Below are 26458 nucleotides of genomic sequence, written 5' to 3'. Positions count from 1 at the left end.
AATAGATATGGCTGGAAATACATTTGGTAAGCTGTTTACTGTGACCACATTTGGTGAGAGTCATGGTATTGCCATTGGTGGAGTAGTGGACGGTTGCCCTCCCAATTTGGAAATTAGCGAAGAAGATCTGCAAATCGATTTAAATCGTCGCAAGCCAGGCACTTCGCGCTACACCACTGCTAGGCGTGAAGGAGACGAAGTGCAAATTTTGTCTGGTGTATTTGAAGGTAAAACGACAGGTACAAGTATTGGTTTATTAATAAATAATACGAATCAGCGCAGTCAAGATTACTCAAAAATTAAGGATACTTTTCGGCCAGGACATGCTGACTACACTTATCAGCAAAAGTACGGCTTACGTGATTACCGAGGTGGTGGCCGTTCTTCTGCCCGCGAAACCGCTATTCGTGTTGCCGCAGGTGGGATTGCCAAAAAGTATCTAAAACAAATGCATGGAATCGAAATTCATGGCTACTTGTCACAGTTAGGACCAATAAAAATTGAACAAGTAGACCAGAGTGTTACCAATACCAATGCGTTTTTCTGTCCTGATCCATCCAAGCTTGATGATCTTGATGCCTATATGCGTGACCTGATTAAACAAGGGGATTCCATTGGCGCTAAGGTCTCAGTTGTCGCTAAAAATATGCCTGTTGGATTAGGCGAGCCAATATTTGACCGTTTAGATGCGGATTTGGCTTCCGCGATGATGGGCATAAATGCGGTTAAAGGCGTTGAAGTGGGTGATGGCTTTGATGTAGTTGAACAAAAAGGCAGTGAACACCGTGATGAAATCACACCTGATGGATTTAAATCTAATCGTGCTGGTGGGATTTTAGGTGGCATATCTTCAGGGCAAGATGTGATAGTGCATTTGGCACTGAAACCGACATCTAGTATTAGCGTCCCCGGTGATTCAGTGGATATTAACGGTGAGGCAGCAGAAATTATCACCAGAGGGCGTCATGACCCTTGTGTTGGCATCCGTGCGGTTCCTATTGCCGAAGCAATGATGGCCATTGTTTTGATGGATCACTTGTTACGCCATCGTGGCCAAAATGCTGATGTTACTTCAATCACACCGATCATTCCCGGGCAGGCGTAAAACCCTTGCTCGGAGCTAGTGCTTCTCCTCGGCAAGCGAATTCAAAAGTAAATTTAATCTTATTGGCCATCACCTATCTGCTCTACTTTGGGCAGTTAGGGGTGCTAGTGCCATATTTAGGTGTTTTTTTGGATGGCCGAGGGTTCAGTTCACAACAGATTGGTGAGTTGTTTGCGCTGATCACCATAACTCGTATCCTAGGGCCTAACCTCTGGGCGTCCATGGCTGACAAGTCGGGCAAAGGCTTGGCGATATTACGACTCGGCAGCTTGCTCACCGTGAGTACCTTTTGTCTGGTGTTCTGGCTTGATGGTTTTTGGGGCCTAACCTTAGCATTCGCTTTAATGATGATGTTTTGGACTGCGGTACTGCCCCAGCTTGAAGTATTAACCCTGAATTGTGTTGCCAGTGATCCTAGCCGATACAGTCGCATTCGATTGTGGGGGAGTGTGGGTTTTATCATCTTGACAATTATTACTGGTAAAGCCATTGATATTAGTTCTTCTGAAGCCCCTATTTATGTTAGTGCTGTGGTTTTATTAGGTTTATTTTTGGCTACGTTGTTCATTTATGAAGGGCCCAGTAAAGCTAAAAGCCAGACAACTGAAGGTAGCATTTGGCGCAAAGCCAATACCGCTCCGTTTATATTGTTTATGTGCAGTGCCATATTTTTACAGGTTAGTTTCGCAACCTATTATGGCTTTTTTGCCCTATATACACGGGATTTGGGCTACAGCGGTCAAACTACCGGTTTGTTGCTTGCTTTAGCCGTTGCTGCAGAAATTGTGATCTTTCTGTTGGCCGGTAAATTAATTAAAATCTTTGGATTAAAATGGATTTTATTTATCAGTATTGGCTTAACTGCAATACGTTGGTATGTGTTGGGTGTGGCTGCGGAATATTTGTGGATTTTGATCTTAAGTCAGATAATTCATGCTTTTAGTTTTGGGATGCATCATGCTGCGTCAATAAAATTTATCCATGACTATTTTGGACAGGCATACCAAAGCCGTGGACAGGCATTGTATATAAGCATTGCGTTTGGTTTCGGTGGCGCCGTTGGCAATTATGCATCTGGCTATTTGTGGCAACAAGGGGTTGGTTCTTACCAAGCTTTCTTATTTTCTGCCGTTACAGCTTTGCTCGCTGCATTGTTCCTTTTAGGTGTCCCCGCTAAGAGAATGTCACATTAAAGGGAATTGATATTCAGTGATAACCCGCAAACAAATCGTCGAACTTAACTAACCTAAACACAAACCTGCATTTTCACGTCACTTGGGTATATACTCTATTAACAAATTTAAAATCACTGATTTTTAAATCAAGCCAGAGTGTGAAGTTCTATTATGCTTAGAAGTATCTGTTTAGCGTGTATATTTTTGGTTCCCAATGTCTTTGCTCAAGATGATAAAAACCTGTCTAGTTTGACTCGCTTTGACGCCAGCTTAAACCTCAATGCGCACTCTCAAATGGATATTCGTGATGTCAAAATCGGTGATAATGTTTTAGGTCAAACCCTGAATCTAATCAATAAAAATGGTGAAGTACAATATATCTCTGGTGGCAATCGCAGTGATAAAGTCGATATTGTTTTTAAGCAGCCATATTTAGAGTCTGAGCTTCTACAAAACCTTTCCCTGTTGTTCGACAAAGATCTTGGATTTGTTCATCAGATTTCCCTTACTTATCGTATTGCCAGTCGTTATCTGGACATTTTACCGGTTTATAACAAAACCGTGGAGCAAGCAATTGCTAAATACGGTGAACCTATGAGTTTTAAGCAAGTTCAAGATATGACTCAGGATAAGGATGATGAAGTTAGATTGAGTGCTTTTGTGAATAAGTTAACAAACAAAGGCGAAACCGCTGAATTGGTAAAAGATTACTTCGATTATCTGCAAGTCACGCCTAAAACGCACTTTGTCGAAACCGAACAAGGACATGCATTGTTACTAACTGGTTTTAGACAGTGTTACTTCTGGCCAGTAGACGATTTTGAAGAGTTGTTGAGCTTATGTTCTTTTCAGCCCTCCAGTGGCAATATGAAAGGGCAGGGGATCACATTGACACTGCGAAATTTTGCAATTCAAAATAAGATAGCAAATTTTGAGATACGAAAAGCCCAACCGGATATCGAGATAACGTTTTAGTTAACTCAAGAACCTGTTCTGTTTAAAAGCAATATGTCATTTTGTTGATCTATTTTGAAGTCGAATTGGCGAAGAATGTTCATCCCAAGTAAACCATCTGCGTAGCTAAAATCTGGCATAGGTAACACCACTATTGCTACATTATCTAATCGGAAACCAGCAAAAAACAGCTGTTTTAATTGATAAACTGGCGCGTCAAACAGCCCACCTGCGGTATTGATTTTATAAGTTCCCACGTATTCCCAGCTAGTGCGCCTGGATATTCTATCGAAGGCTTCAGCTGTTAGTACTGTAGTGGTAGCACCGGTATCAAGCATCAATTCATGGGTGCTTCTACCAATCATCACGGGCGTTGTATAATGATCACCTAAAGCACGCAATTTAATATTACGCTCATAATCAGTCGCAATTGGGTCGTTTTCTTGAACGGGGGTTGATGTTTTGCTGGCAGAGGTTTGTTGCCCTAATATTTGTCTTATCCGTGCAGCATCTAGATCCCCTTGTTGTAGTGACGCCAACACATTTTCCATCAAAAACTCTTGGTTTTGATAAGCATAGGCTTCAGCCAATGCCACTATAATAGAACGTCGAGTTGGATCGAATTGCCACAAGGGTTCAAGAAATGTTGCCAGCACATCCCATGAGCGAATTGTTTTAAGTTTATCGATATTACTATTGGTCAGCTCAGTAATCAGGGCTAAAACTTTGGCTTTCTCTTCAGTCTGTAAAGGAAGATCCAATAACCCATAATAATGTGCTAACACCTCACTTATGGGCGCAGTTTTAGCGATTAATTGCCCTTCCAATAGCAGGTAATCAATATTTTGTGGATGATTGCGCAGGTATGCTTGTATTGCTTCTTTGGCCTCTGGGAGTTCTCCAGCAGCTAGTTGTTGTTTAATCCAGTATATGGCCTTTTGATATTGACTGCTTTTATCCGACGGGGGGCTGTGCTCAAATTCTGATTGCTCTGTAGTGCGCTGCTGGGCGTTATACAAAGGGAAGGAGCCTGAGTTATTTTCGTTAGCTGAACCTTGTGCTAGCTGCTGGCCGACATTATTGCTTTGGTCAGTGGTGACCACTGATTGTAATTGAAACCAAAAAAGTACGTTTAACGATATGGAGATCCCTAAGCATAACAAAATGATACTCAGCCCGAATTTACTCATGATCTGCAAACCTTTCGCAACATTTAAGCATTAGATACACATACCTTGCCATAAGTATCGCGGAATTCAGCGGGCATACGTTTAGGTTTTCCCGATGATAATGCAATACATACAAAGTCTGTTTGTGCGGTCAAAACAGTGACTCCATCTGACTCTCGAATGAACTGGAATTGACGGGATAACTTTAATCTACTATCGCACTTGGTAACCCACGTAGCACAGAGTAAATGATCGCCCAATACTGCTGCTGCGTGGTATTCAATAACGTGTTTACTAATTGCCATTCCTCTATCTAGTTGTTGATATATGCCAATATCTAACCCTAGAGACATGGAGTGCGACCAAGATACCCGCTCTAATTGTGATACATAAGCCACGTTATTGACGTGGTTATAATGATCTATTTGTTCGACTGCGATTACCCACTTGATAACATGGGGGTGTGGTAACTGCCAAGGAAGGTGTTGGTAATCCGTGATCACTTCCTTGGCTACTTGGTGTTTTGCCGTTTCGTGGGCATCAATTTGATTAATCAGCGACTCATTCGACATGATTAGGCCTCAAATTCGGGGAGAGGGTTAGGCACTTGTTGGGCAAACAATGCATTTTTTAAGGCTCGCTCTCGGGTAATAATAGGCTGGATAAACTCATCAACATTGCCAAGCTTTTTAAATGATTTAAACCCAGATTCAAGAAACTTATGCAAACTTTCAACACCAGCCATTTTAGCTGGTTTGCGTGACAACATTAATAGGGTTGATATACCTTTAATTTTTACTACATCGGCTAAATCCACACCTAACCTTTCAAGTAAAGCGATTTGTTCCTCGCGCTGCTCTTGGTTATCACATTGAACATAGGCTAAAGCATAGCTTTGCCTTGTAACAGGGCCAGGGGTTAAGTTTTCAGTTAAGGCGATATCTAATGCCAAAGATAGACTATTTAAGCGCAGGGCTGCTTCTAACGACTCCAATGCCTGCTTAGGAATTATCTTGGCCATTTTCGGAACGACTCTAGCCAACTCCTGATCTCGTTGACTGAAATCCTGCGGGCCATATAGTTCGTCAATGAAGAAGCCCATTGCCGGGCGAAAACGTTTGCTTTGCCATAAATCTTGATGGGTAGCCAGAAGACGCTTAGTTTGCCAATGCTGCAATTCACGCAAGGGCTGTATAAGCTGGGCTTTTTGAGTATGTTCATGCAGTTCATTGGCATGATGAAGGTGTTGGATAATATTATCCAGAATTAAACTCATAACTTTTTCATTCACCTAAAATTAAAGTATCAAACACGCTGGCATCGATCCAACCGCGATTTTTGTCACCATTCACCGCTTTTACATCTTTGGAGCCTATGAAATGTTCCCGTGTCTCACTATTATCATTGTCGCAGTAGGCTAACATAAAGCCAATTTTTTTGCCCTTTACTAGCCCCTTTGGAGTGTTGGCTTTTGAGGGATCAAAATCATCACCATAAAGTGAAATCGCGGCTTCCCATATAATTTTATGAGGGCCCTTGATGTCTCTTTTCCAGCGGCTTTCAATGTGTTCATTAAACAGTGCAAAGGTACCTTCTGGAGTAATATCAACAACTTGGTTGTCTAGTGCAATATGATAAGCGAAAGCATTATATGAATATTGGTGATTGCCGCCAGATGCATCTTCATCAATAAATATTTCTAACGTATCGTCATCCCAATATTTATCTAGAGGATCGGCATTAAAATCGACCAAACGATCATCTACGATTTCAACTTGCAAATAGAGTTTATCCGCATCCCACAGTAGTCGATAACGACCTTGGAAATCTTGTTTGCTTAAAGGGCCGCCGAGTATGACTTGGTCTATGGGTAACCACGTCGCTTTTTGCCATTGAGTTTCGTTGTTAACTCCGTCAATGATTGGTGGGCTGGATGTTGCTACCACATCGATGGCTACAGCGCCGGTACTGAAAATCAGCGAAAAGAATACTGCCACTGTGCTGCTTATTCTGCTTAAAGGGAAAAATTTCATTGCAAGTCTACGCATATCCTTTCCTTTGAGTACATTAACTTCGTGTTAGCTTGGCTTAAACCAACCTTTATAACAATAACTAAATACATCAAGTGAATACAACCGTTGATGGTGGTTGAGTTACTTAGTTGCAATTGGTTACAATAGGGTTTCTATATTGCAACTCTGTTTCGGATAATTTGTGCATCACTATCGCGACCTAATTGACATCTTTAATCAATGTTTCCAAACAAGTGAGAATACTCGATTAATTAGAGGCGAAAGTGAACCCATTTACTTGCCAGCGGATAATACCACTAGCTATCATCAGGTTGTATTTGCCAATGGTTTTTTTGCCAGTGGATTACATGAAATTGCGCACTGGTGCATTGCCGGTAAACAAAGGCGATTATTAGAGGATTATGGCTATTGGTATTGCCCTGATGGTCGCAATCAAGAGCAACAACTAGCATTTGAGCAGGTGGAAGTAAAACCTCAAGCAATCGAATGGGCGTTTAGTATGGCTGCGAATTTTCCCTTTCAAGTCAGCACCGATAACCTAAATGGTGTTCAGCCAGACAGAGCTGCGTTTCAACACAAAGTGCGTTTGCAGTTAGAACATTATCAACAAAATGGGTTTCCCCCCAGAGCATTAATTATGATCAAGGCTTTATGCTCGTTCTATCAGGTTTCTCTAACATCCATAGTTTTGTGTGATGATACGCTCAATAGCTCAACCTCTGGAGTAAGACTAAGCGCATGAGGCAGTTTAAATTAGGTTTGATTATAAATCCTTATGCCGGCATCGGTGGAGCCTTAGCCTTAAAAGGCAGTGATGGCCCCGAAATCCGTGCAAAAGCGTTGGCAATGGGGGCTGAAAAACGCGCCAATGGGAAAACCAAATTAGCCTTAGAAGAGTTATTACCCCATAAAGACAACTTGACGATTTTCACCGCATCAGGAGAAATGGGGGAAGACCTGTGCCGTTCAATGGGGTTTGAAACCCAAGTTGTTTATACACCTGTGGAGCAGCAAACGGAGGCCTCAGATAGTCAACAGGCAGCCGAATGTTTATTAGACTTTGACGTTGATTTAATCCTCTTTGCGGGAGGCGACGGTACTGCGCGCAACATATTCGACATTGTGGCTGATAAAGTTGCTGTTTTAGGTGTGCCGGCGGGCTGTAAAATTCATTCTGGTGTGTACGCTATCACTCCTAAATCTGCCGGACGGGTGGTGAATATGTTAATCCAAGGGGAAATTGTTAGTCTTAGCGAAGCTGAAGTGAAAGACATTGATGAGGTGCAATTTCGTCAAGGAAAAGTCAGCGCTCGTTACTATGGCGAAATGCGTGTACCCACTGAATTGCGTTATGTTCAAGCCGTTAAAATGGGCGGCAAAGAGTCTGAGGAATTAGTGTTAACCGACATTGCTGCTCAGGTTATTGAATTAATGCAAGATTTCCCCGAAACCGTATTTGTGATGGGATCAGGTTCTACCGTTGGTGCAATTATGCAAGAATTGGGATTGGACAATACCTTGTTGGGCGTAGATATTGTGGTTGATCAGCAATTGATCCATCAAGACGCAACTGAAAATGATATTTTGACCTTTATTGAGAACAAACCCTGCAAACTCGTGATCACCTTAATTGGCGGGCAAGGGCATATCCTTGGTCGCGGTAATCAGCAACTCAGCCCCAAAGTGGTTAACACTATAGGCCGAGAGAACATCAATATAGTGGCAACTAAATCTAAATTGCAGTCGTTGCAAGGGCGCCCACTAATTAGCGACTCTGGAGATGCGCAATTAGACGCGCAATTGTCTGGATTAATCCCCGTCATTACTGGCTATCGTGATCAAGTTTTGTATCCCATAGCCGAAACTTAGCCAATACTTTATTTACCATAACTATTAGGAATCTTTATTAGTGTCCCATCAGCAATTAGAAGCGTTTATTCAACAAGCCGAATCTCAATTAGACTCAGTGGTGGATACCGGTACCGATGACGAGCTGTTCATTGCTGGTTATTTACACGGGCATTTTTCATTGGTAGTAAGCCAAGCTTTGAGCAGTGAACAAGCCAGTATAGAAACCTTAGATAAGCTTTTGTGTGCAAATTTAGACAGTGCGTTTGCGCAAAAAGAACTTGAGCCTGAAGATCAGCAAAAAGTGTTGCTGTTGTGGCAATCGTTAGTAAATAACCCATCGAGTTAGTCACGTACTCACTGTTAATATCTAAAACTTCAATTCTGCCGTTTACAACATTTCTGTCAAAAGCTTGCCGCTAAAGGGTGATTCATTGCCGTTTTCACTCTCTATTGTTGCAGTCGTATTCCAATAACCTACTGATTTAAACGGCGTCTAGGGTCATTTTTGCATTCATTAGATGTTTGCAGAAATGGCTTAATAAATGCAACTCACCTAACCAGATGAACCTATTTATTAATCAGTGTGTGTTTGCTTATAGACGTAATGGCGATACAAACGAAGAACTCATTTAGTTAGTCATCGTTGTTAAAGTTAATGAGTTTTGTGCAAGACAACACTAATTCCTAGAGCAAGAGAGTAGCGTGTGAAAATTCTAAATAAACAAAAATTGCATGGCTGTGTATGGTTAACATTGGTTTTCTGTTTGACGGCATGTTCGTCAATGTCTGACTCTGAGAATCAGCCAAAGATGCAATATGAAGAGTCTTTACCGGCACTAGGTAATATTGAGTATCACACCTCGATACTTGCCAATGAGCTTTTTGCAGGAGTGACAAAAAATCGTGATTACCGTTATGCGGTAGTGAGTTTTGTACCTGTGACTAACCTGCAATTTGATAAAACTTATCAGCATCCATTAATGCTTTTAGGCCATCAGTTAGCCGAAGGAATGGTCACAGAAGCTAGTCGCCGTGGATTTATTACTCAAGACTATAAGATTACAAACGATATATTAGTAACTAAAGAAGCAGAATACGCCTTAAGTCGTGACGTTTCTCGATTAGCGCCATTGCAAAATGTAGACTTTTATATTGCTGGTACTATTACTGAGCAGCAAGAAGGGGCAATTGTAAATGCGAGAATTATTCATGTTGAAAGTAAAGATGTAGTGGCATCGGCAACAAAGTTTTTTCCCGCAGAGCTGTTTTGGCAAAGAGAAAAGGTCACCATGCGAGGTGGCATGATCTACCGTACAGGTTCTTAAATGAAGGAGTCTTAAGTGACTAAACTAATATCAATATTCACCGCTGCTTTGCTAATGTCGGGTTGCTCAAGTTTCTCTTTGTTTGGTGAATCAGACACAGAAAAGCCAGATAATAAATCGAAAACAGAAATGACACCTCAAATGCAAGTTGTCAATATTGTGGCCGATCCTGCGATTCAAAACGCTGATGTTGAGCAATCGTCAACCACTTCCCATTCCCAATCAGATTTATACGGCAGTGAACGTGCTGATGCGTTATACGGCAATGGCAGCGGAACAAGTGCGCGCATGGTTACTAAGCATGTTGGCGATTATGTGCAAAGCATGACCCAAGATTTAATCTCCAACATGGAATATATAACCGATAAAACGCCAGTCGGTGTGACTAATTTTGCCCTCATTGATAGTGACTTACAAAGAAGTAACTTGTTGGGATTTCAACTGACTGAGTCATTTATGCATGAACTGCATAAGTTTCGTATTCCGGTGATTGATTTTAAAGCGACTGAATATATTCGCGTGACTGAACATGGTGACTTTTTACTAAGCAGAGATTTCTTAGAGTTAACAGAGCAATCTCCAATTGAGTATATTCTAACTGGCACTATGACCAAGCACCAAGGTGGCTATATTGTTAATGCGCGGATACTTGGTTTGGAAAGTAAAGCTGTAGTGGCAAGTGCACAGATGTTGATGCCGTTTTATGTGGTGGATGCGTTGTTACCCAGTGAGCACAATATGGTTGATGGTGTGCAACTGACCCAAGGGGAATAGCGCCATGAATCGGACGTTCAAGGTTTACGCTCTTTTTGCTTGTATCTTGCTGGTACTCAGTGGTTGTGCCTCCTCGGATAATGCGTTGGTTCATTGGTTTTCGACTCCTGAGCCACCAGTGGAGGCGCCTGTTGTGCAAGTCGAAAAGGGACCTAATCCAGAGACTGGCCTTGGTTATCGTGCAGATTCAAGAGCAAAAATGCTCAATGCTGACAGTAGCAACAAACAGCAATCAATAGCCATTTATCGTGCCCCAAATTCGTTATATCAACCTGCATTTACACACAAATCCTTATCTGATTATGCCGAGCAGTTGACCATGTCGTTAGTGAAAAACGGCAGACAACTGAACACCCAAAGTAAAGTGGGGGTGGCATCTTTTGTTAATTTCGATAAAACCCTTAAGCAAACTAGCGTATTGGGAAATCAATTGGCTGAAATGTTGATTGTTGAAGTACAAGGCTTTGGGGTGCAAGTGGTGGACTTTAAAACCACCGATTACATTGGCGTGGGTGGCAATGGCGATCTGGTGTTTAGCCGTGATGCGCGTAAATTATCAAACAAGTTAAACCTAGACTACATCTTATCTGGCACTCTGATCCGCAATGAAAAAGGGGTTCGAGTTAACGCAAGAGTGGTTTCCATGGACTCTAAAATAGTCGTTTCAAGCGCGTCCATTTTGATCCCCAATTTTGTGGTTAAGTCATTACAACCAGAATACGTAATAGTTGGCGAATAATCCCTAAACCCCTAACGAGTTTAGCTATTTAGGGATCAGTTTAGGTATAAATACGGCGGATTAAGTTTTTAATCAAAAACCGATTTGGGTTGAGGGCATCAAGAAGTTGTTTGGCCAGAGGTAAGGGCTCGTTACTTATTTGCGATGCTAACAACTCTGAGAGTAGGGGGGCAGTGGTTAATCCTCTAGAGCCTAAACCCGCAAAAACAAATAACCCCTCTAAATCCTGCGCATCTGCATAATGCTCAATGGGCAATGCTTTATATAAATCTTTAAATTGTTGGGATTGCTCGTCTGCGTCAAACGCTGCACCAACTGCTGGAATGTGATCTGGTAACGAGCAGCGAATTGCCGCTCGCCCTGTTTCTTGTCCATAAAGATCCTCTGCCCAACTAGTTTTCGCTAATGCCTTTTTGTGCATCTGTAAATTAGTGCTTTGTTCTGTGCTACGATACTCTTCATTAGTATCTTGTTTGACGTAAGTCGACCCTAGGGCATGAAATCCGTTCAATGCAGGTGTCATGTAGCCCTTGTGACATAACACGGTTTGCAACTTATCCAAGGGAGTTTGGGTTGGGATAGCTTCAACTTGGCCTCTTACCATTTGAAAAGGGATTGCGTTGCAGTATGAAAACTGGCTGATATCAGACCCAGTGGCAATTACCAAAGCGTCAAACTGTTTAGTATGACTGGCATATTTGTCAGGCAGTTCTACCCTCCAATGTTCGCCAGATTTGCTGATCCCCGTCACTTCTGCATCCAGCAATAGTTCACAATTCCCTTGCGCTTGAGCGCATCGAATCATTGCATCGACCAAATCAGGTGGGTTTAACCATCCACCTTGTGGAATAAATAGCCCTTCGTAGGGCAAATCTAATCCAGATATGCGAGTGGATGTTGCTTGATCACTATAGCCAACCAGAGATTCCGGCCAAATGTTGTTTTGTAATAAGTTTTGCTGACGTTTTATCACCGATGGGTTAAAGCCCAACTGCAGTACGCCACACCACTGGTGTGCATATGGGTAGCCTTGCTCAAGCAGTTGCCTATAACGGCGACAGGCAAAACCAAAGGATATTGCTTGAATTCGACTAGCAATATTCGCTTCGGCATTAAGTTGCGGATAAAAACCACCTTGAGGATTGCCAGACGCCCCTTGTGCGACTTTAGAGTCTTTGCACATTAAAGTGACGTTAAACCCTTTTTGGCCCAAAGAAAGGGCTATGTTGGCAGCAGCGATGCCGCCTCCAATAACGCCTATGGTTTGTTTCTGTTTTGCTGTTGTGGTTTGCATACCGTGGCGTTGAAAATAGCGGGCAGTTCGGCGATTGACATCAGGGTGATTAAAGTGACCCACTAACATGTCTCTTTTACGTCCATACCCTTTGGCTTTTTTGACCTCAAAACCTTGTTCCGCTAAGCCTCGTTTAACTATGCCTGCAGCAGTAAAGGTTGCAAAGGTAGCGCCTTGCTTGCTTAGTCTAGCCATTTGTTGGTAAAGGTCTGAGCTCCACATTTCAGGATTTTTGCTTGGGGCAAAACCATCTAAAAACCAAGCATCAACTAGCCCTTGAGGAAGGTTGTGCATGCTTGAAAAAACCTCATTGGCTTCACCTAACCAAAGATCAAGTATCACCTTACCGCTATCAAAACTCAGGCGATGGCAGCCAGCGACTAAATCAGGATAGTGTGCGGTTAATTGTGCAGAGTAGTGTTTTAATTCTGGCCATTTATTTAAGGCAGTGATTAAGTCGACCTTGGGAATTGGAAACTTTTCACAACTAATGAAATGCAAACACTCAGGGGCTGCATCATTTGATGATTGCCTTATTTGCTCAAACAGTTGCCAAACAGCTAAAAAATTTAAACCTGTCCCAAAACCCGTTTCAGCAATCACAAAACTTTTTTGACGGTGTGTTGTCCATACATCAGGTAGTTGATTGTTTTTTATAAAAACATAACGACTTTCCTCTAACCCATTGTGATTAGAGAAATACACATCGTCGAAATCTTCTGCAACGGGAGTACCTTCAGAGTTGTAAACGATTTTGGCTGGTTGAATAGTCAACAGGTGTCCTTAATTTATATTTGAATCATACAGATAACTGGATTCCACTTTATTCTGATTAAAATGGTGATTTTTAGGAAACTTATTAATTCCCATGCTAGCATTACTAAAAGCATTATTTCATTTAGCATAAGAGCAGACCAGTTAAGTCTGTAAAATCATTATTATATGCGGAAAATTCTTCGATTAAATCGTAAAAAAGGTGAAAAATGAGAAGAGCAGTCATAACAGGTATCGGTATTGTTTCTAGCATAGGGAATAACCAGGAAGAAGTTCTGGATTCCTTGCAACAAGGTCGTTCAGGCATCACCTTTTCAGATGAGTTCGCGGAGATGGGTTTGCGTTCACAGGTCTGGGGAAAGGTAGATATCGATTTTAAAGAACATATCGATCGTAAACAGTTACGCTTTATGGGTGACGCAGCGGCTTATGCATACATTGCAATGCAACAAGCTGTTGAAGACTCGGGTTTACCTGAAGATCAGGTGTCCAACATTCGAACTGGTATTATCGCAGGTTCTGGTGGTGCGTCATCAAAAAGTCAGGTAGATGCTGCTGATATTTTGCGTGAAAAAGGGGTGAAACGAGTCGGTCCTTACATGGTCACCAAATCTATGGCCAGTACCGTTTCTGCATGTTTGGCAACACCCTTTAAAATTAAAGGTATCAATTATTCAATTGCTTCAGCTTGTGCTACCAGTGCCCACTGTATTGGTAACGCTCTAGAGTTGATTCAGCTAAACAAACAAGATGTTGTATTTGCTGGTGGCGGTGAAGAACTACACTGGACGTTATCTGTGCAGTTTGATGCTATGGGTGCATTGTCATCGAAGTACAATGATAATCCGGAAGTGGCTTCACGAACCTACGATGCCGATCGCGATGGCTTTGTTAGCTCTGGCGGTGGCGGTATGGTTGTGGTTGAAGAACTTGAACATGCCTTAGCGCGTGGTGCTAAAATTTATGCCGAAGTGGTTGGTTACGGTGCTACTTCTGATGGTGTAGATATGGTTGCTCCTTCTGGTGAAGGCGCTGTTCGCTGCATGCAAATGGCGATGCAAGATGTAGATACGCCCATTGATTACCTTAACACTCACGGTACTTCCACGCCGGTAGGTGATGTTAAAGAATTGGCGGCCATTCAAGAAGTGTTTGGTGGTAAGAGTCCTGCAATCAGCTCAACCAAGTCTATGACTGGTCATGCACTAGGCGCTGCTGGTGTTAATGAAACTATTTACAGTATTTTGATGATGGAAAATGACTTCATTGCACCATCCATTAATATTGATAATTTAGATGAAGCGGCTGAAGGTCTAGATGTCGTGACCTCACCACGTGAAGCTAAACTCAATACTATCATGTCAAACAGTTTTGGTTTCGGTGGAACCAACGCTACATTAGTGTTGAAAAAATACGAAGCTTAAGGGCTTTTTTAGTGAGCAAGGTATTGCCTTGCTCACTATATTTCACACAAAGCTTCTAATTCCTGCATATCGATAATTTCTATCATTCCATAATCAACTTTTATTATATTCTTCTGACCTAATTGGTTTAACAGCTTGTTTACTGTTTGTCGTGAACTGTTGATCATATGGGCCAATGATTCTTGTGATATACCAATTTGTTTGGTTTTTTGATGTTGCCCTGCGTTATGAAGGCCGTTTGCCAGCAGAATAATTCGTCGAGCCAATTGCCCTAATAATGACAATCCGCCTGTTTCATCGATTAAATTAAATGTCACCCTAATTCGCTGACACAACATGCGCATAAAAAATGGATAGAAGTGAGGGTTATCTTGCAGTAATTTTTGAAATGCGAGTTTTGGAACCATAAGTAAATGGGATTTTTCATCAGCATGGGCATCATGGGTTCTGGGCAAATCATCGAACATTGATATTTCCCCAAACCAAGTGCCATTCTCAAGCCATGTCAGCACCATTTCTTTGCCCTGTGAATTAACATTACTGACCCGAATTTTGCCTTTTAAAATACAATAAATACCATCCGCGCTATCGCCTTTAGCATGCAAAATTTGTCCTTTGTTAAGGACTTTTAACTTACTCACCGCAATCAACCCTTGAATCACATGGAGAGGCAGTTGATCCAGCCAATTGTTGTGTTTGAAAAGATACTCTATTTCCGAATTATCCATGGCAATTCCATAAAGATTGTCAAATTGACGACAGTGTAACTCAAATAAATGCCTTACAGTGGCCAAATGTTAATTAATTGTAATTTGGGAAGTAATGAATATGGTCGCCAGTGTTAAACAAAGTGTAAGTGAACAGGAATGGCAAATGCGGGTGGATTTAGCCGCCTGCTATCGGATTGTCGCCCACTATGGTTGGGACGATTTAGTGTTTACCCACATCTCCGCTCGGGTACCAGGGCCTGAGCATCACTTTTTAATTAATCCCTATGGTTTATTATTTGAAGAAGTGACAGCGTCCAACTTAGTCAAAGTGGACCTGCAAGGCAATATTGTAATGGATAGCGAATTCAATATTAATCCAGCGGGTTTTACTATTCACAGTGCCGTGCATGAAGCCAGAGAAGATGCCTTGTGTGTGTTGCATTTACACACCACCGCTGGCGTTGCGATATCAACCCTAAAAGACGGGTTACAGGCCTACAGCCAACAATCTTTGTTTGCCTTGTCATCAATGGCCTACCATGACTATGAAGGTGTGGCCCTCAATCCTGATGAAAAAAGCCGTTTAGTGGAAGATTTGGGCGATAACAGTTTTATGATTTTGCGCAACCATGGACTGCTTACCTGTGGAGAGTCAATTGCGGATACCTTTTTGGGAATGTTCTTATTGCAGCGTTCATGCGAAATTCAATTGCAAGCCCAAGCAACGGGACAGCCCATGATTAAAATTCCGGATCCCATATTAAGTGGTATCCAAGCCCAAGCGAAACAGGTGACTCGCTCTGCTGGTGGCGCATTAGCTTGGCCAGGCATACTACGCAAGTTAGACAGAGTTAATCCAGGCTATGATCAATAGTTGAGATGGTTTTTACATGGCTAAAAAAAAAGGTTTTTCAATTACTGAAAAACCTTTTTTATTGGCTTCGATAATGATGTTATCGGCGGACAAAGTTTATTGAATGTCTAAAAGCTCAACCTCGAAAATAAGCAAAGAGCCTGGGGTGATACTTCCTGTCGCATTGTCGCCATAGGCTAAATCAGCGGGTATAAAAAATTTAAATTTATCACCCACTACCATTAGCTGAACGCCTTCGGTCCAACCGGCAATGACTTGATTCAAAGGAAAGCTAATAGGCTGGCCTCTGTCTACCGAACTATCAAACACAGTGTCATCGATTAACGTACCATGATAATGAACTTTTACCGTAGAGGTAGCTGTTGGATGGGCTTCACCATCGCCTTTTTGTAATACTTGATATTGCAAGCCTGAAGCCGTTTCCACCACACCTTCGTTGGCTTTGTTTTTGGTCAAAAATGCCTTGGCTGTTGCGGTGTTTTCAACGGCTAACTTTTTATTATTTGAATTTCTATTGAAGTAGAATACTGCTAATGCAATAACCACGGCTAAAACAATAAACTTCATAACTTTTCCTATCTTTTTTGATTAATTAACGTAAATACTTAATGGGGTTTGTGTTTATAGACTAATTTCCAGCTAACTCCTTGAGAATAATGCTCCAATGATCCAAACCATCGTAAAACGCTTTAATGGGAAGGCGCTCATTTAGGCCATGGGCAAACATCTCATTTGGATCCATAAATGCACTGGACATCGCCCATGTGGGGATCCCAGCCTTACGAAAGTGTTTACCATCGGTGCCGCCAGACTCCATGTAAGGGATAATATCTAGGTTGGGATACCGTACGTGTACGGCTTTAGCAATAGCAGACATCACGTCTTCTCGTAATTCGGATACGGGACTTTCAACTGGCGCATCCAAAGTGACAAATTCAATCTCATGGTTATCGACCACTTTTTGCAAGCTTTGTTTAACCTCTTCAACAGTGACACCTGGGAAAATGCGACAATTTACTGTGGCCGTAGCTGATTGGGGCAGGGCATTTTCAGCATGGCCTGCTTGTAACATGGTGGTGACGCAAGTGGTGCGGGTTGTCCCCACGTAAGAGGACTCTATCTCTAAGCGATCAGATGCTTGTTTATCAGTAGGGTCTTCAGCGAATGCTAACATTACCCCACCTAATTCACCGCCTATTTGTTTCCCCGTAATACGAAAAAAGTTGCGAGTCATGTCTGTCCACATTACTGGGAAGTGATAGTCTCTAATTTTCAATAAAGCCGTTGATAGCTCATAAATCGCGTTGTCGGGCCGTGGACGAGAACTATGACCGCCTTTATTACGCAATGTCAGTTCAAAACTCACATAGGTTTTTTCTGCAGCTTGAACTTTGTAGGTTAGTGCGTTGCCATTTGCATCCAAACTACCGCCTCCAGCATCTGAATTTAACGCAAATTCTGCCGTTGCGAGTTCAGGACGGTCATTGGCTAACATACGGGTGGTGACCATACCTGTTTCTTCATCACCTGAAAAAACTAGGTAGAGCTCACGATTAGGTACAAATCCCTGTTTTTTTAGGTGAATAAACGTTGATGAGAGCATGGCAATACCATACTTATTATCAATGCTACCACGTCCATAAAAGTTCTTATCATCTTGGGTCAATTCAAAGGGTGGGCGTTCCCAATCTTTTGCCAAGGCCGAAACTACATCCATATGGCCCAATAACAAAATAGGCTTTTTTTGGCTTAAACCATTAGTTGGATAACGCACAATTAAGGAAGCGGTTTCCCCGCTGGGAATAATCTGAATGTCGTCTTCCCTAAAGCCAACCTGTTTAAATTCATCCGCTAAATAAGCTGCCATTTTCGGCACATTTCCTTTGCCAGCAACAGTGGGAATGCCGACGATGGTGCGATAAATCTCCAAGGATTTTTTAGCATGTTCGGAATCTTTTACGGTATTTGCCAACGCTGAGGTGGTTGATATCAGCAAGATACCGAGTACTAAAGCATATTTCATGGAGAAATCTCTTTGATTGGGATGGTTTGATTCCCTAGATTAACGGGAACAAAAGATAAATGCATGTATACAGGCAGTTTTATTTTCACAAATGGCATAACCCACGCAATTTTTCAGCCTAATTAACTATCGCCAATAGCAAATAGGTGGTGATATCAGTTACATTTTTATTCGCGGGCAATATGGGGGAGTGGATGAAAATGCCCTCGTAGAGGTTTAAAAAGAGGGCATTTTTTAATATTAATAAGTATTATTTTTTCCAAACTCTAAAAGCTATGATTGAAAATAGACTCAGGAAAAAGATAGACAACGTTGAGGGGGCTGATACTTGCACAGAATCGTCAACAATATTAACGTCGAAGGTGCCGCCAACGCTGGCAAAGGAAAAATCATCAAAGAAAACTCCACCACCATTTTCAAACAGATCACCAAACATCGCCACCGTCTGACTACCTAAGTTAGTTGCCGTAAAGTTTAGGGTTGCAATGAATGTATCTTCTCCAGAGATCGCAGGAGCAAATAAGTCAGTTAAACCACCTACATCGTTCAATAGGTCGCTATTCATCCACGACGCCACACTGAAACCATCAAAAGTGACATTTGAAAAGCCACTAAAGGTGTTCACGTCTATGGCGTCCACAAAGTTAAATCCGAAGGTTGTTAAGGTTAAATTCGTGGGGGTATCAATGAAGACATCAACGGCAAAAGCGTCGCCTATCTGCACGTCAGAAACGTCACTGAATTCTATGTCGTATTCGATAATATTGGCTTGTGTTGAAGTGACAGTCAGTAGTAAAAATGCGCCTAAAGCAAAAGATGGAAGATATTTATTAACAATGTTCATGTTGTCATTCCTAAATTAATTTTGTGTATAAAGTGAAAAAGCTGTCAGCGTGTTATCCACTGACAGCTATAGGTAAATTATTGATTTCGGTACAATACAAACCAGTGACTGTAATCTAGTCGAGTAATACCACCATCACCGTCTAGGTCAGCCGCTGCAAAGTAATTCTCATCGCCCACTTGGCTGCCCATTGCCGATAAGAAAAGGTCTCTATCTTCTAGATCAATTTGACCATCACAATCGAAATCACCTTCAATACCATTGCTACAGCTATCGTCGCTGTCGCTGATTAATCCAAGGGTGATGTAATCAAGGTTTACCCAGCCGGTATTGTCTATATCATTTTGGAAACGAATGACGCTCAGCCCAGCATTGAGGCTAATCACATCCTGTTTACTTGCCCAACTATCCCAAGCTCCAGTACTAACAAAAGTGCTATCGCCTTGGTCGATATTATTGATATAGACGCTGAGTGAACGGTCACCTGAGGGACCGTCAGGACCCATGGCGTAGTTAACACCTAATTCATAGTCTCCGGCAGTTGGGGCATAAACACTCAATGCCACAGAATCATCTTCATGGACAATATCCGCAACAAAGCCGAATCCACTGAATCCAGTGTGGCTATTGTCTACAACAACGCTGTTGAGTAGACCATCCTCAGCTTCGGTTTTTTGAGTTAATTCAATATAATCTATATTTACATAACCACTGTCTCCGGAATCGTACTGATAACGCAGGGTGTTTTGGCCTTCTTTTAAAGTCACAACATGTTCAGTGTTGGCCCATTCGTTCCACTCCACCGTAGTTTGAAAGTTAGCTTGGGTTTGTTCACTGCCATTAACGTATACGCTTAAAGTCCGGTCGCCACTAGGACCATATGTGCCCATGGCGTAACGCATATCAATGATGTACTGACCAGCAACACCGGCATTGAAGCTAAACTCTACACCGTCGCCTTGATTGAGTATTTGCGCAGCAAATCCAGTGCCGCTGTATCCTGAGTGTTCGTCCTGTGCTTTGGCATTTCCTAGCATATCGGCATCTTCGGCTTCTTGTTTGAAGCTATGATCGATTAACAAGACATAATCGATATTGATAGCATCATCGTCACTGTCTTTTTGCAGGGTTAAGGTTGCACCCTGTGGAATGTCGACTAACACAGTCTCAGTTAACACATAAGACCCCGCCCACTGTCCAGTTGAACTATATTCAACGTCTGCTTGATGTGCGCCGTTTACGTATACGCTATATGTGCCTGTCTTTTTCGATGTGTATCTAAGTTGTAAAGCCGTTGCTTTTGGCATATCAGTAAACTCGATACCAGAACCATTGGTATGAATATTCTCCACTGCCAGCTCACCAGAGGCTTCGCTATCGTTAAAAATTGAACCACTGCCTAACAGGGTGCCACTTTCTGCTTCAATGATGTCGCCTGTAGCCGTGCCTATTAAACCAGGTACTTCAGGTGGTTCAGGGATATCGTCTAATAGATATTGATAGTTTGACTCCAATCCTGCATTAGCAATAATGTCTAAGGCTTCAGCTGGCCAGTCGGCATCCGAGATAACGTGCATATCAGTAATGCTGGAGTTAGGTGCGCCCGTGGCATTGGAGCTGGAAGTAGTATAAATATTACTATAATGATTATCCCGTTTGTCTCGCCACGCATTTAGTTCAAAGTTATCTTGGCCGGGGACGATTTCAAATACCAGATCTTCGCCGGTGTAATAGGCGGTTCCTTCATCAGGGTGATATACCCCTTGGAAATGAGTAGTAGGAGCTTTTACGTAGTTTCTACTTGCTTCCGAGTTGGGTTGGTTACCAAGAGTATAAAAGGCACCACCATCTTCTAGCGTCGTCATAACATTGTAAACGCGGTTGTTATTGAATTTATTGTTTCTGGCGACCGTGGTGTAGTTATCAGGGGTGGTTTCGGGACCGAAATTGTTCCAACCCCAACCTAAACTTACGCCAGTGTAATGGGTATTTTGAATTTGGTTGTGCTCTATGTTTAACCCATTGGTAAAGAAGGCTGTAATGGCAGCATGTCCCCAATAAATGCGCGTTGCGTCGTAGATAAGGTTGTTCTTTATCAATATATTCTGCACCACACCTTCTTCAGCACTAGGATACTTTTCATAGGCACCTCCATCGCCAATATAAACATGTTGTGGGTGAGAGACGTTGATTCCAGAACCACCGATATCGAGAAATGCGTTGCCGATAATTTGTGACTCAAGCACGTCATTTGTAAAGTTAATTCCTTCGCCACCAATGTGCTTAATTACACCATCTTCGAAACTAATGTATTGCCCATGATTAACATTAATTGCACCGGGCATGACATCGTAAGCTGTGTATTTATCGGTGTGCCAGTTTCCGTCGCTGTATGCCATTTTGTAAGTTGACGCTTGTACTGTACTTTTCCCTGCAGAACCTGCCACTTCAGGTAAAGTCGCTTCGGTATAGGCAAAAGTAAGACCTTTAAAGGTGATGTTTTTAACAGGATTGGCTTTTGAATCACCGTTTAGGTTGAGTAAACCGCTGGCATGGGGGGCCCAAACTTCTGCGGTGTCCATATTGACTGTTTCTGTGTAGTAATAAAGGGTGTCTGTGCTGCGATCAAAATAGAATTCGTTGGCGTCATCGAGAAATTCATAAGCATTTAATAACGTATGATTGCCACTGTTGGTGAAGCCACCCCAATTTTGTTTCATGGCGATTGCTGCGTAGGGCTGTGAAAATTTCATAACCCGGTTATCGTCTTCGATTATTGTTTCGCGAACAGTAACAAAGTTGGTATTCCACTTCGTTTGGTTCATTATTTCTATATCGGTAACATTGCTGATTGATGGGAGATCAGACAAATTATAAGTCACACCATCAGGGTGAGAGCCATCAATTCTGGCCCAAGTGGCTTGACCTGCAGTAATATTATACGTACCCCAACTACCTGTTACGCCAACCCGTTGGCTAGCCATATAAGCGCGTTCGCCATTGACGATTAGAGTTCTTAACTTTTCGTCGCGATTCAAGGTTGCCTTGTAAATATTTCCACTATGGTGACTCCAGCCCGTGACTTGAGTAGCACCATTTAAAACCGGTTCTTCACTGTCGTACGCTGCATAAATGACACTATAACCATTTTGGCCTGAGTCCCTTGAGTCGAACTCGATTGGAGTATCAATAGGGTAATTGCCGCCTTTAATATAAATGTAAATATCTTCATTCATATCCTCATTAACAAGTCTGACGGTATCTCGAGCTTTTTCCAAGGTTTTAAACGGTGACGTTAAACTACCTGGGTTAGTATCGTTGCCATCGGGAGCAACGTAATAGGTTTGCCCCACGGCTAAACTGGACATACTCGCTAACATTAACGTGAAGGCGCTCCGGCTTAGTTGTTTAACTAAGCCGGAAGGACTACTAAAGTAATCTGTTTTGGACTGATTCATAAGCTATCTCCTTGTGGATTTACGCTATCTAAAAAGGTTTTTGCTGCGATTTGATATTTCAATGATCTTGATTAATATATTAACGAATGATTAACAATGCATTTATAGTTTATCGTTAATATTTTACAAAATGTTGTAATTTGAAAAAATGGGTTAGTTTAGGGGCTTAACTAAGCCCTTCAGTGAAACTCCCATTTCAAGTGGGGAAAGGGCTAAGAACAGGATATAAAGCTTGCCCTTCTTCGGAATATGAGTACTATTGCCATATCAACATAATAAGAATAATCAGAACTAGATAGCTGTTTGCAAGGCAGTGTTTTATTTGGGTATGGCGGAAAAATTGAATAGTAAAAAGAGCAATTCGACAAACGGAGTGTCGGCAAGCGGTCAAACCGTTTCGTTGAACAAGGCTGCTTATGACAAGATTCTACAATGGGTTTTTGAAGGCAAGTTAGCTCCTGGTTCATTTATGTCACAAAATGAAATATCCAAACTAATGGATATTCCTACCCAACCATTAAGAGATGCCCTTCGTGTATTGGAAAGTGAAAAAATGCTGACCATACACCCTAGAGCCGGTATCCAATTTCGTAAACCGGATTTAGAGTTTATCCGTTCTACCTACCAATTTCGTTCAATTATAGAAAGTGCGGCAGCTCGCCATTTTGCTCAATATGGCCACGAAGATATTATTCAGTCGTTAATCAAAGAGCATAAAGCTCTGATCAAAAAAGTCGAAAAATCGGGTATTACACCCACCGTTTTAGATGAAATAGAAGCAATCGAGCAGAAGTTTCATGGGACTATGATATCCAGTCTGAATAATGAATTTGTTGAGGTGACGGCAACGCGCCTGAAGTATTACATTAAGCTGATTCAGTTAGAACATCATTTCACACCTAATTTGGTTGTGAATACCTTGAACGAACATATTCAAATTTTGCAAGCTTGTGCCGACAGAGATCAAGAAGCTGCCTCTGCGGCATTGATTAGACACTTTAAAGAAGCCTTGCATCGCCATATGAAGCTGTTTTAATTTAAAACATCGAACGAATACGTTCCATTTGCTGTTGCAGAATTAAGCTTGTCGACAGTGGAGCAGTAGGATGCTCTGTTTTATTTTGTAGCAGTTGTTCCGCCACCGCGATGGCTTCGTAGCAATAACCAATGCAAGGTTCAGTATCGATGAACGCGTCTATTTTGGTATCCATTTTATATAATTCACAGGACTTGGCTCGCCAAAAGTCCGGTATTTTTATATAACCTTTTTCACCAATAATTAACGCTGCATTTTGTAAACGGCACTGAAACGACGTAGCCAACGAAAGGGTAACATCACCAGCCGTGGCTAGGATCACTAAGTCATTATCTACACCGGTTGCAGCTTTTTGTGCTTTTAAGGTTAAATCTGTGAGATCGACGGGGTTGAAATAGTGAGCAATGGCTAATGGGTAAATTCCCATGTCTAACAAACAGCCGCCAGCTAAATCAGGGTTGTACATTCTGCCCACAGGATCATATGGCACTCGATAACCAAAATCCGCTTTTATATGTTTAATTTTTCCAATTAATCCTTCTTCAACCCACTGCTTTGCTTTAATTATTGAAGGCAAAAAGTAAGTCCAAAGGGCTTCCATTAAAAATACATTCTGTTGTTTGGCAATGCTTTGTAGCTCAACACATTGCTCAGTTGATATGGTAATTGGCTTTTCGCATAGCACTGACTTTCCAGCTAATAGTGCCGCTCTTGCATGTTCAAAGTGAAAGTTATGGGTTGTGGCGATATAAACGACATCGATATTGGGGTCGTCAAATAATCGCTGATATCCAGCATAGGCATATTGTATGTGGAATTTATCTGCGAATTGTTGTGCTTTGTCTGCTGATCTTGCAGCAATGGCAGCTAATTTTCCATTTCTCACATAAGTCATATCTTCACAGAACTTCTCTGCAATACGGCCAGCGCCTACTATGCCCCAATTCACTTGTTTTTCTAACGCCATTAACTCTCTCCCAAATAGTGCTTTCACTCGTTCGGCTTTAATAGAACCTGCCTAAATTTTTTAAAGATTACGAAACGCTTGGTTTTAATTCAGCAATTGCATCCTTTGAAAGGGTTAATCCGTGTCCCGCCTGGCTAGGTAACTCTATATAGCCTTGATTAATGTTAAAGGGTGAGTCAACGATGTAATCCCAATTAAGCATGGAGTGTTCTGTATATAACACCTCTGGTAGGGCTGAGGCGATATGTACACCCATTTCCATAGGTGTATTACCTAAAGCGATGGGCATGCCTTTTTCTGCACACAACCAACCAATGCGCAGGGCAGAGGAGAAGTCACCGTGAATGTTTATGACATCGGCTGCGTCATTATCAACTAGGGATTTTTTACCTGCTAAATTTAGATACTCACCGGCATTTAGATGGGTATTTGTTAATGCCTGTTTCACTTCTTTTAAACCTGCTATATCGGTTCTTAATATAGGATCTTCAACCCAGTAAATGGGAATACCGGCACCTTCAAATTGTTTAATTTTAGCGATGGCTTCTTTCGGCGACCAAGCCTCATTGGCATCTACCATGATAAGTTTGTCTTGACCAACGATCTCCACAATCTGTTTAAGTCTGCCGATATCTCGGCTGATATCTTGATGGCCAACCTTTACTTTGTAACCACTAAAGTTATGTTTAATGGCGTCGCTGTAAAAGTCGAACACTTGTTCATCGCTCAAATGAAAACACACCCCGCTTCCATAGGCTTTGACCTTAGATTCAGTGCCACCTAGCAGTTGATATAGCGGTAACTCAGCGCGCTTAGCCACTAAATCCCAGAGTGCTTGATCTATAGCTTGGTCCAAATGATAGGGCAGAGATTGGATGTTTCCGCCCCTTGGACGGGTGACTTGATGAATTAGGCTTTCAGGTGCTTGATTCACCATCCCTTGGATGCCACTTGCTTCTAATAACTGTCTAATAAAACTAGCGTTTGGCAAAGGGGCGGTTAACGACTGGAAAAAACCTAAACCTGATAAGCCGTCGCCATCGAAAATTTCTAGTGCGCCTATCCATACTCTGCTTGATGCGATTTGTGAATCTCCAATTATCCTATCTCTGGCATAATCAAAGCAGTGAATTCGAATATTCTCTATTTTAGAGTTCATTTGTTTTCCTTATTCTTTTCAGGCAGTTATTCATCTAGAAGCCCCATAGCCCCATTGCCCTTTTAATTGATTTTTCCAAGTGAGCATCTAGACTCTCTACGGCTTTTGTTTGGTCTCTTTTGGCAATTGCGTCAATTAAAGCCAAGTGTTCTTCATTGGTGCGCAAAAGCATTTCATTGGATGCTAAATCAACTCGATCCAGTCGGGTTAAGCGGATTAAATCCTCATTAGCCAAATAATTTTTGGTAATAATTTGATTATTTAACGACAAAATGAAGGCTGTATGCAGTTCTGAGTCTAACTTTGCCAGCTTTTCACAAATTAGTAAGTTACTGCGACACTTAGTTATTTCATCTTGTATCTCTAGGTGGCGCTGCTTGAAGTCATGTATTTCTTTATCTGAAACTGATCTTATGTAGGATTTTAATCCTTCCCTTTCTAAGATAACTCTCAACTGATAAGTGTTACGAGTAAGGGCAAAGTCAGTGTCTATAATTTGGATACCACTTCGGGGTAAAACGTTAATTAACCCCTCAGTTTCTAATTTGTTTATGGCGACACGCAATGGACTGATTGCAACCTGTAAAACCTTCACAATCTCACTCTGTGTGTAAGTTGCGCCTTTGGCGATATCACCATTTAAAATACTTTCTTTTAACAAACAATAGGCCTCTTCACTTAAATTAACCTTATTGTCTGAAATATCAGTACTTCCACTCATCTCAATGCCTTAATCAGCTTGTTAAATAAATATAAATACGCAACTTGTT

General features: G+C 41.8%; 25 protein-coding genes. 12 read left to right on the top strand and 13 right to left on the bottom strand.

From position 1 onward, the window contains the following. Positions 1 to 7: 7 nt before the first annotated feature. The 3 genes from aroC (at position 8) to ABJV04_RS05120 (ending at position 3255) form a co-directional block, all read left to right on the top strand. On the top strand, positions 8 to 1105 hold the full coding sequence (gene aroC / locus ABJV04_RS05130) for a chorismate synthase (protein WP_348490230.1): 1098 nt from the start codon (positions 8 to 10) through the stop codon (positions 1103 to 1105). 5 nt (positions 1106 to 1110) lie between these two features. Continuing rightward, positions 1111 to 2298, top strand: a complete 1188-nt coding sequence (locus ABJV04_RS05125; RefSeq protein ID WP_348490229.1) for an MFS transporter — start codon at positions 1111 to 1113, stop codon at positions 2296 to 2298. A 153-nt stretch (positions 2299 to 2451) separates the two neighbouring features. Next, positions 2452 to 3255 carry a hypothetical protein gene (locus tag ABJV04_RS05120; RefSeq protein ID WP_348490228.1) on the top strand — a complete coding sequence of 268 codons (804 nt, stop codon included), beginning with the start codon at positions 2452 to 2454 and terminating at the stop codon, positions 3253 to 3255. Positions 3256 to 3260: 5 nt separating this feature from the next. On the opposite strand, the gene ABJV04_RS05115 is transcribed toward ABJV04_RS05120, so the two are convergent. The 4 genes from ABJV04_RS05115 to ABJV04_RS05100 are packed head-to-tail and all read right to left on the bottom strand — an operon-like array spanning position 3261 to position 6451. Further along, the gene (locus tag ABJV04_RS05115; RefSeq protein ID WP_348490227.1) at positions 3261 to 4424 is read right to left on the bottom strand and encodes a retropepsin-like aspartic protease; all 1164 of its coding nucleotides are present in this window, start codon (positions 4422 to 4424) and stop codon (positions 3261 to 3263) included. Positions 4425 to 4447: 23 nt separating this feature from the next. Next, positions 4448 to 4975: a thioesterase family protein gene (locus ABJV04_RS05110; protein WP_348490226.1), complete on the bottom strand. Its 528-nt coding sequence runs from the start codon at positions 4973 to 4975 to the stop codon at positions 4448 to 4450. A gap of 2 nt (positions 4976 to 4977) precedes the next feature. Beyond that, positions 4978 to 5679 carry a hypothetical protein gene (locus ABJV04_RS05105; protein WP_348490225.1) on the bottom strand — a complete coding sequence of 234 codons (702 nt, stop codon included), beginning with the start codon at positions 5677 to 5679 and terminating at the stop codon, positions 4978 to 4980. 7 nt (positions 5680 to 5686) lie between these two features. Then, positions 5687 to 6451, bottom strand: a complete 765-nt coding sequence (locus tag ABJV04_RS05100) for a CBM9 family sugar-binding protein (RefSeq protein WP_348490224.1) — start codon at positions 6449 to 6451, stop codon at positions 5687 to 5689. Positions 6452 to 6617: 166 nt separating this feature from the next. Here ABJV04_RS05100 and ABJV04_RS05095 point away from each other — a divergent pair, with 166 nt between their 5' ends. From ABJV04_RS05095 to ABJV04_RS05070, 6 genes are all read left to right on the top strand, one after another. Further along, positions 6618 to 7178 carry an elongation factor P hydroxylase gene (locus tag ABJV04_RS05095; protein WP_348490223.1) on the top strand — a complete coding sequence of 187 codons (561 nt, stop codon included), beginning with the start codon at positions 6618 to 6620 and terminating at the stop codon, positions 7176 to 7178. Further along, complete coding sequence (locus tag ABJV04_RS05090; protein ID WP_348490222.1) at positions 7175 to 8305, top strand: ATP-NAD kinase family protein; 1131 nt, start codon at positions 7175 to 7177, stop codon at positions 8303 to 8305. The genes ABJV04_RS05095 and ABJV04_RS05090 overlap by 4 nt, the downstream gene beginning before the upstream one ends. A gap of 40 nt (positions 8306 to 8345) precedes the next feature. Continuing rightward, positions 8346 to 8633, top strand: a complete 288-nt coding sequence (locus tag ABJV04_RS05085) for a YfcL family protein (RefSeq protein ID WP_348490221.1) — start codon at positions 8346 to 8348, stop codon at positions 8631 to 8633. A 358-nt stretch (positions 8634 to 8991) separates the two neighbouring features. Next, positions 8992 to 9612 (top strand): FlgO family outer membrane protein, encoded by a 621-nt coding sequence (locus ABJV04_RS05080; RefSeq protein WP_348490220.1) that lies wholly within the window; start codon positions 8992 to 8994, stop codon positions 9610 to 9612. A gap of 15 nt (positions 9613 to 9627) precedes the next feature. Continuing rightward, positions 9628 to 10386: a FlgO family outer membrane protein gene (locus ABJV04_RS05075; protein ID WP_348490219.1), complete on the top strand. Its 759-nt coding sequence runs from the start codon at positions 9628 to 9630 to the stop codon at positions 10384 to 10386. 4 nt (positions 10387 to 10390) lie between these two features. Next, a complete protein-coding gene (locus ABJV04_RS05070; protein ID WP_348490218.1) occupies positions 10391 to 11125 on the top strand; it encodes a FlgO family outer membrane protein in 735 nt (244 codons plus the stop codon). Positions 11126 to 11165: 40 nt separating this feature from the next. Here the strand turns inward: ABJV04_RS05070 and mnmC are convergent, their stop codons facing one another. Next, a complete protein-coding gene (gene mnmC / locus ABJV04_RS05065) occupies positions 11166 to 13193 on the bottom strand; it encodes a bifunctional tRNA (5-methylaminomethyl-2-thiouridine)(34)-methyltransferase MnmD/FAD-dependent 5-carboxymethylaminomethyl-2-thiouridine(34) oxidoreductase MnmC (RefSeq protein ID WP_348490217.1) in 2028 nt (675 codons plus the stop codon). A gap of 209 nt (positions 13194 to 13402) precedes the next feature. On the opposite strand from mnmC, the gene fabB reads away from it, so the two are divergent. Next, entirely contained in the window at positions 13403 to 14617 is a 1215-nt protein-coding gene (fabB, locus tag ABJV04_RS05060) for a beta-ketoacyl-ACP synthase I (protein ID WP_348490216.1), read from the top strand. Between the two features lie 35 nt (positions 14618 to 14652). On the opposite strand, the gene ABJV04_RS05055 is transcribed toward fabB, so the two are convergent. Beyond that, the gene (locus ABJV04_RS05055) at positions 14653 to 15345 is read right to left on the bottom strand and encodes a Crp/Fnr family transcriptional regulator (protein WP_348490215.1); all 693 of its coding nucleotides are present in this window, start codon (positions 15343 to 15345) and stop codon (positions 14653 to 14655) included. 100 nt (positions 15346 to 15445) lie between these two features. On the opposite strand from ABJV04_RS05055, the gene ABJV04_RS05050 reads away from it, so the two are divergent. After that, positions 15446 to 16201, top strand: a complete 756-nt coding sequence (locus tag ABJV04_RS05050) for a class II aldolase/adducin family protein (protein WP_348490248.1) — start codon at positions 15446 to 15448, stop codon at positions 16199 to 16201. 96 nt (positions 16202 to 16297) lie between these two features. Here the strand turns inward: ABJV04_RS05050 and ABJV04_RS05045 are convergent, their stop codons facing one another. The 4 genes from ABJV04_RS05045 to ABJV04_RS05030 all read right to left on the bottom strand — a co-directional run bounded on the left by ABJV04_RS05045 (position 16298) and on the right by ABJV04_RS05030 (position 22526). Next, entirely contained in the window at positions 16298 to 16768 is a 471-nt protein-coding gene (locus ABJV04_RS05045) for an FKBP-type peptidyl-prolyl cis-trans isomerase (protein ID WP_348490214.1), read from the bottom strand. A gap of 61 nt (positions 16769 to 16829) precedes the next feature. Then, on the bottom strand, positions 16830 to 18224 hold the full coding sequence (locus tag ABJV04_RS05040) for a M20/M25/M40 family metallo-hydrolase (protein WP_348490213.1): 1395 nt from the start codon (positions 18222 to 18224) through the stop codon (positions 16830 to 16832). A gap of 250 nt (positions 18225 to 18474) precedes the next feature. Continuing rightward, on the bottom strand, positions 18475 to 19068 hold the full coding sequence (locus ABJV04_RS05035) for a hypothetical protein (protein WP_348490212.1): 594 nt from the start codon (positions 19066 to 19068) through the stop codon (positions 18475 to 18477). 77 nt (positions 19069 to 19145) lie between these two features. Beyond that, positions 19146 to 22526, bottom strand: coding sequence for a CBM35 domain-containing protein (locus tag ABJV04_RS05030; RefSeq protein WP_348490211.1), 3381 nt, complete (start codon positions 22524 to 22526; stop codon positions 19146 to 19148). A gap of 340 nt (positions 22527 to 22866) precedes the next feature. On the opposite strand from ABJV04_RS05030, the gene ABJV04_RS05025 reads away from it, so the two are divergent. Next, the gene (locus ABJV04_RS05025) at positions 22867 to 23562 is read left to right on the top strand and encodes a GntR family transcriptional regulator (protein ID WP_348490210.1); all 696 of its coding nucleotides are present in this window, start codon (positions 22867 to 22869) and stop codon (positions 23560 to 23562) included. Position 23563: 1 nt separating this feature from the next. On the opposite strand, the gene ABJV04_RS05020 is transcribed toward ABJV04_RS05025, so the two are convergent. The 3 genes from ABJV04_RS05020 to ABJV04_RS05010 all read right to left on the bottom strand — a co-directional run bounded on the left by ABJV04_RS05020 (position 23564) and on the right by ABJV04_RS05010 (position 26409). After that, positions 23564 to 24529, bottom strand: coding sequence for a Gfo/Idh/MocA family oxidoreductase (locus ABJV04_RS05020; protein ID WP_348490209.1), 966 nt, complete (start codon positions 24527 to 24529; stop codon positions 23564 to 23566). A gap of 67 nt (positions 24530 to 24596) precedes the next feature. Then, positions 24597 to 25688: an enolase C-terminal domain-like protein gene (locus tag ABJV04_RS05015; protein WP_348490208.1), complete on the bottom strand. Its 1092-nt coding sequence runs from the start codon at positions 25686 to 25688 to the stop codon at positions 24597 to 24599. A 34-nt stretch (positions 25689 to 25722) separates the two neighbouring features. Beyond that, positions 25723 to 26409, bottom strand: coding sequence for a GntR family transcriptional regulator (locus tag ABJV04_RS05010; RefSeq protein WP_348490207.1), 687 nt, complete (start codon positions 26407 to 26409; stop codon positions 25723 to 25725). Between the last annotated feature and the right edge of the window lie 49 nt (positions 26410 to 26458).

Source organism: Aliiglaciecola sp., assembly GCF_039982535.1.
Lineage (GTDB): Bacteria > Pseudomonadota > Gammaproteobacteria > Enterobacterales > Alteromonadaceae > Aliiglaciecola.
The sequence above is the reverse complement of the archived record's forward strand: the minus strand, read 5'-3'. Positions and strand labels throughout refer to the sequence as shown.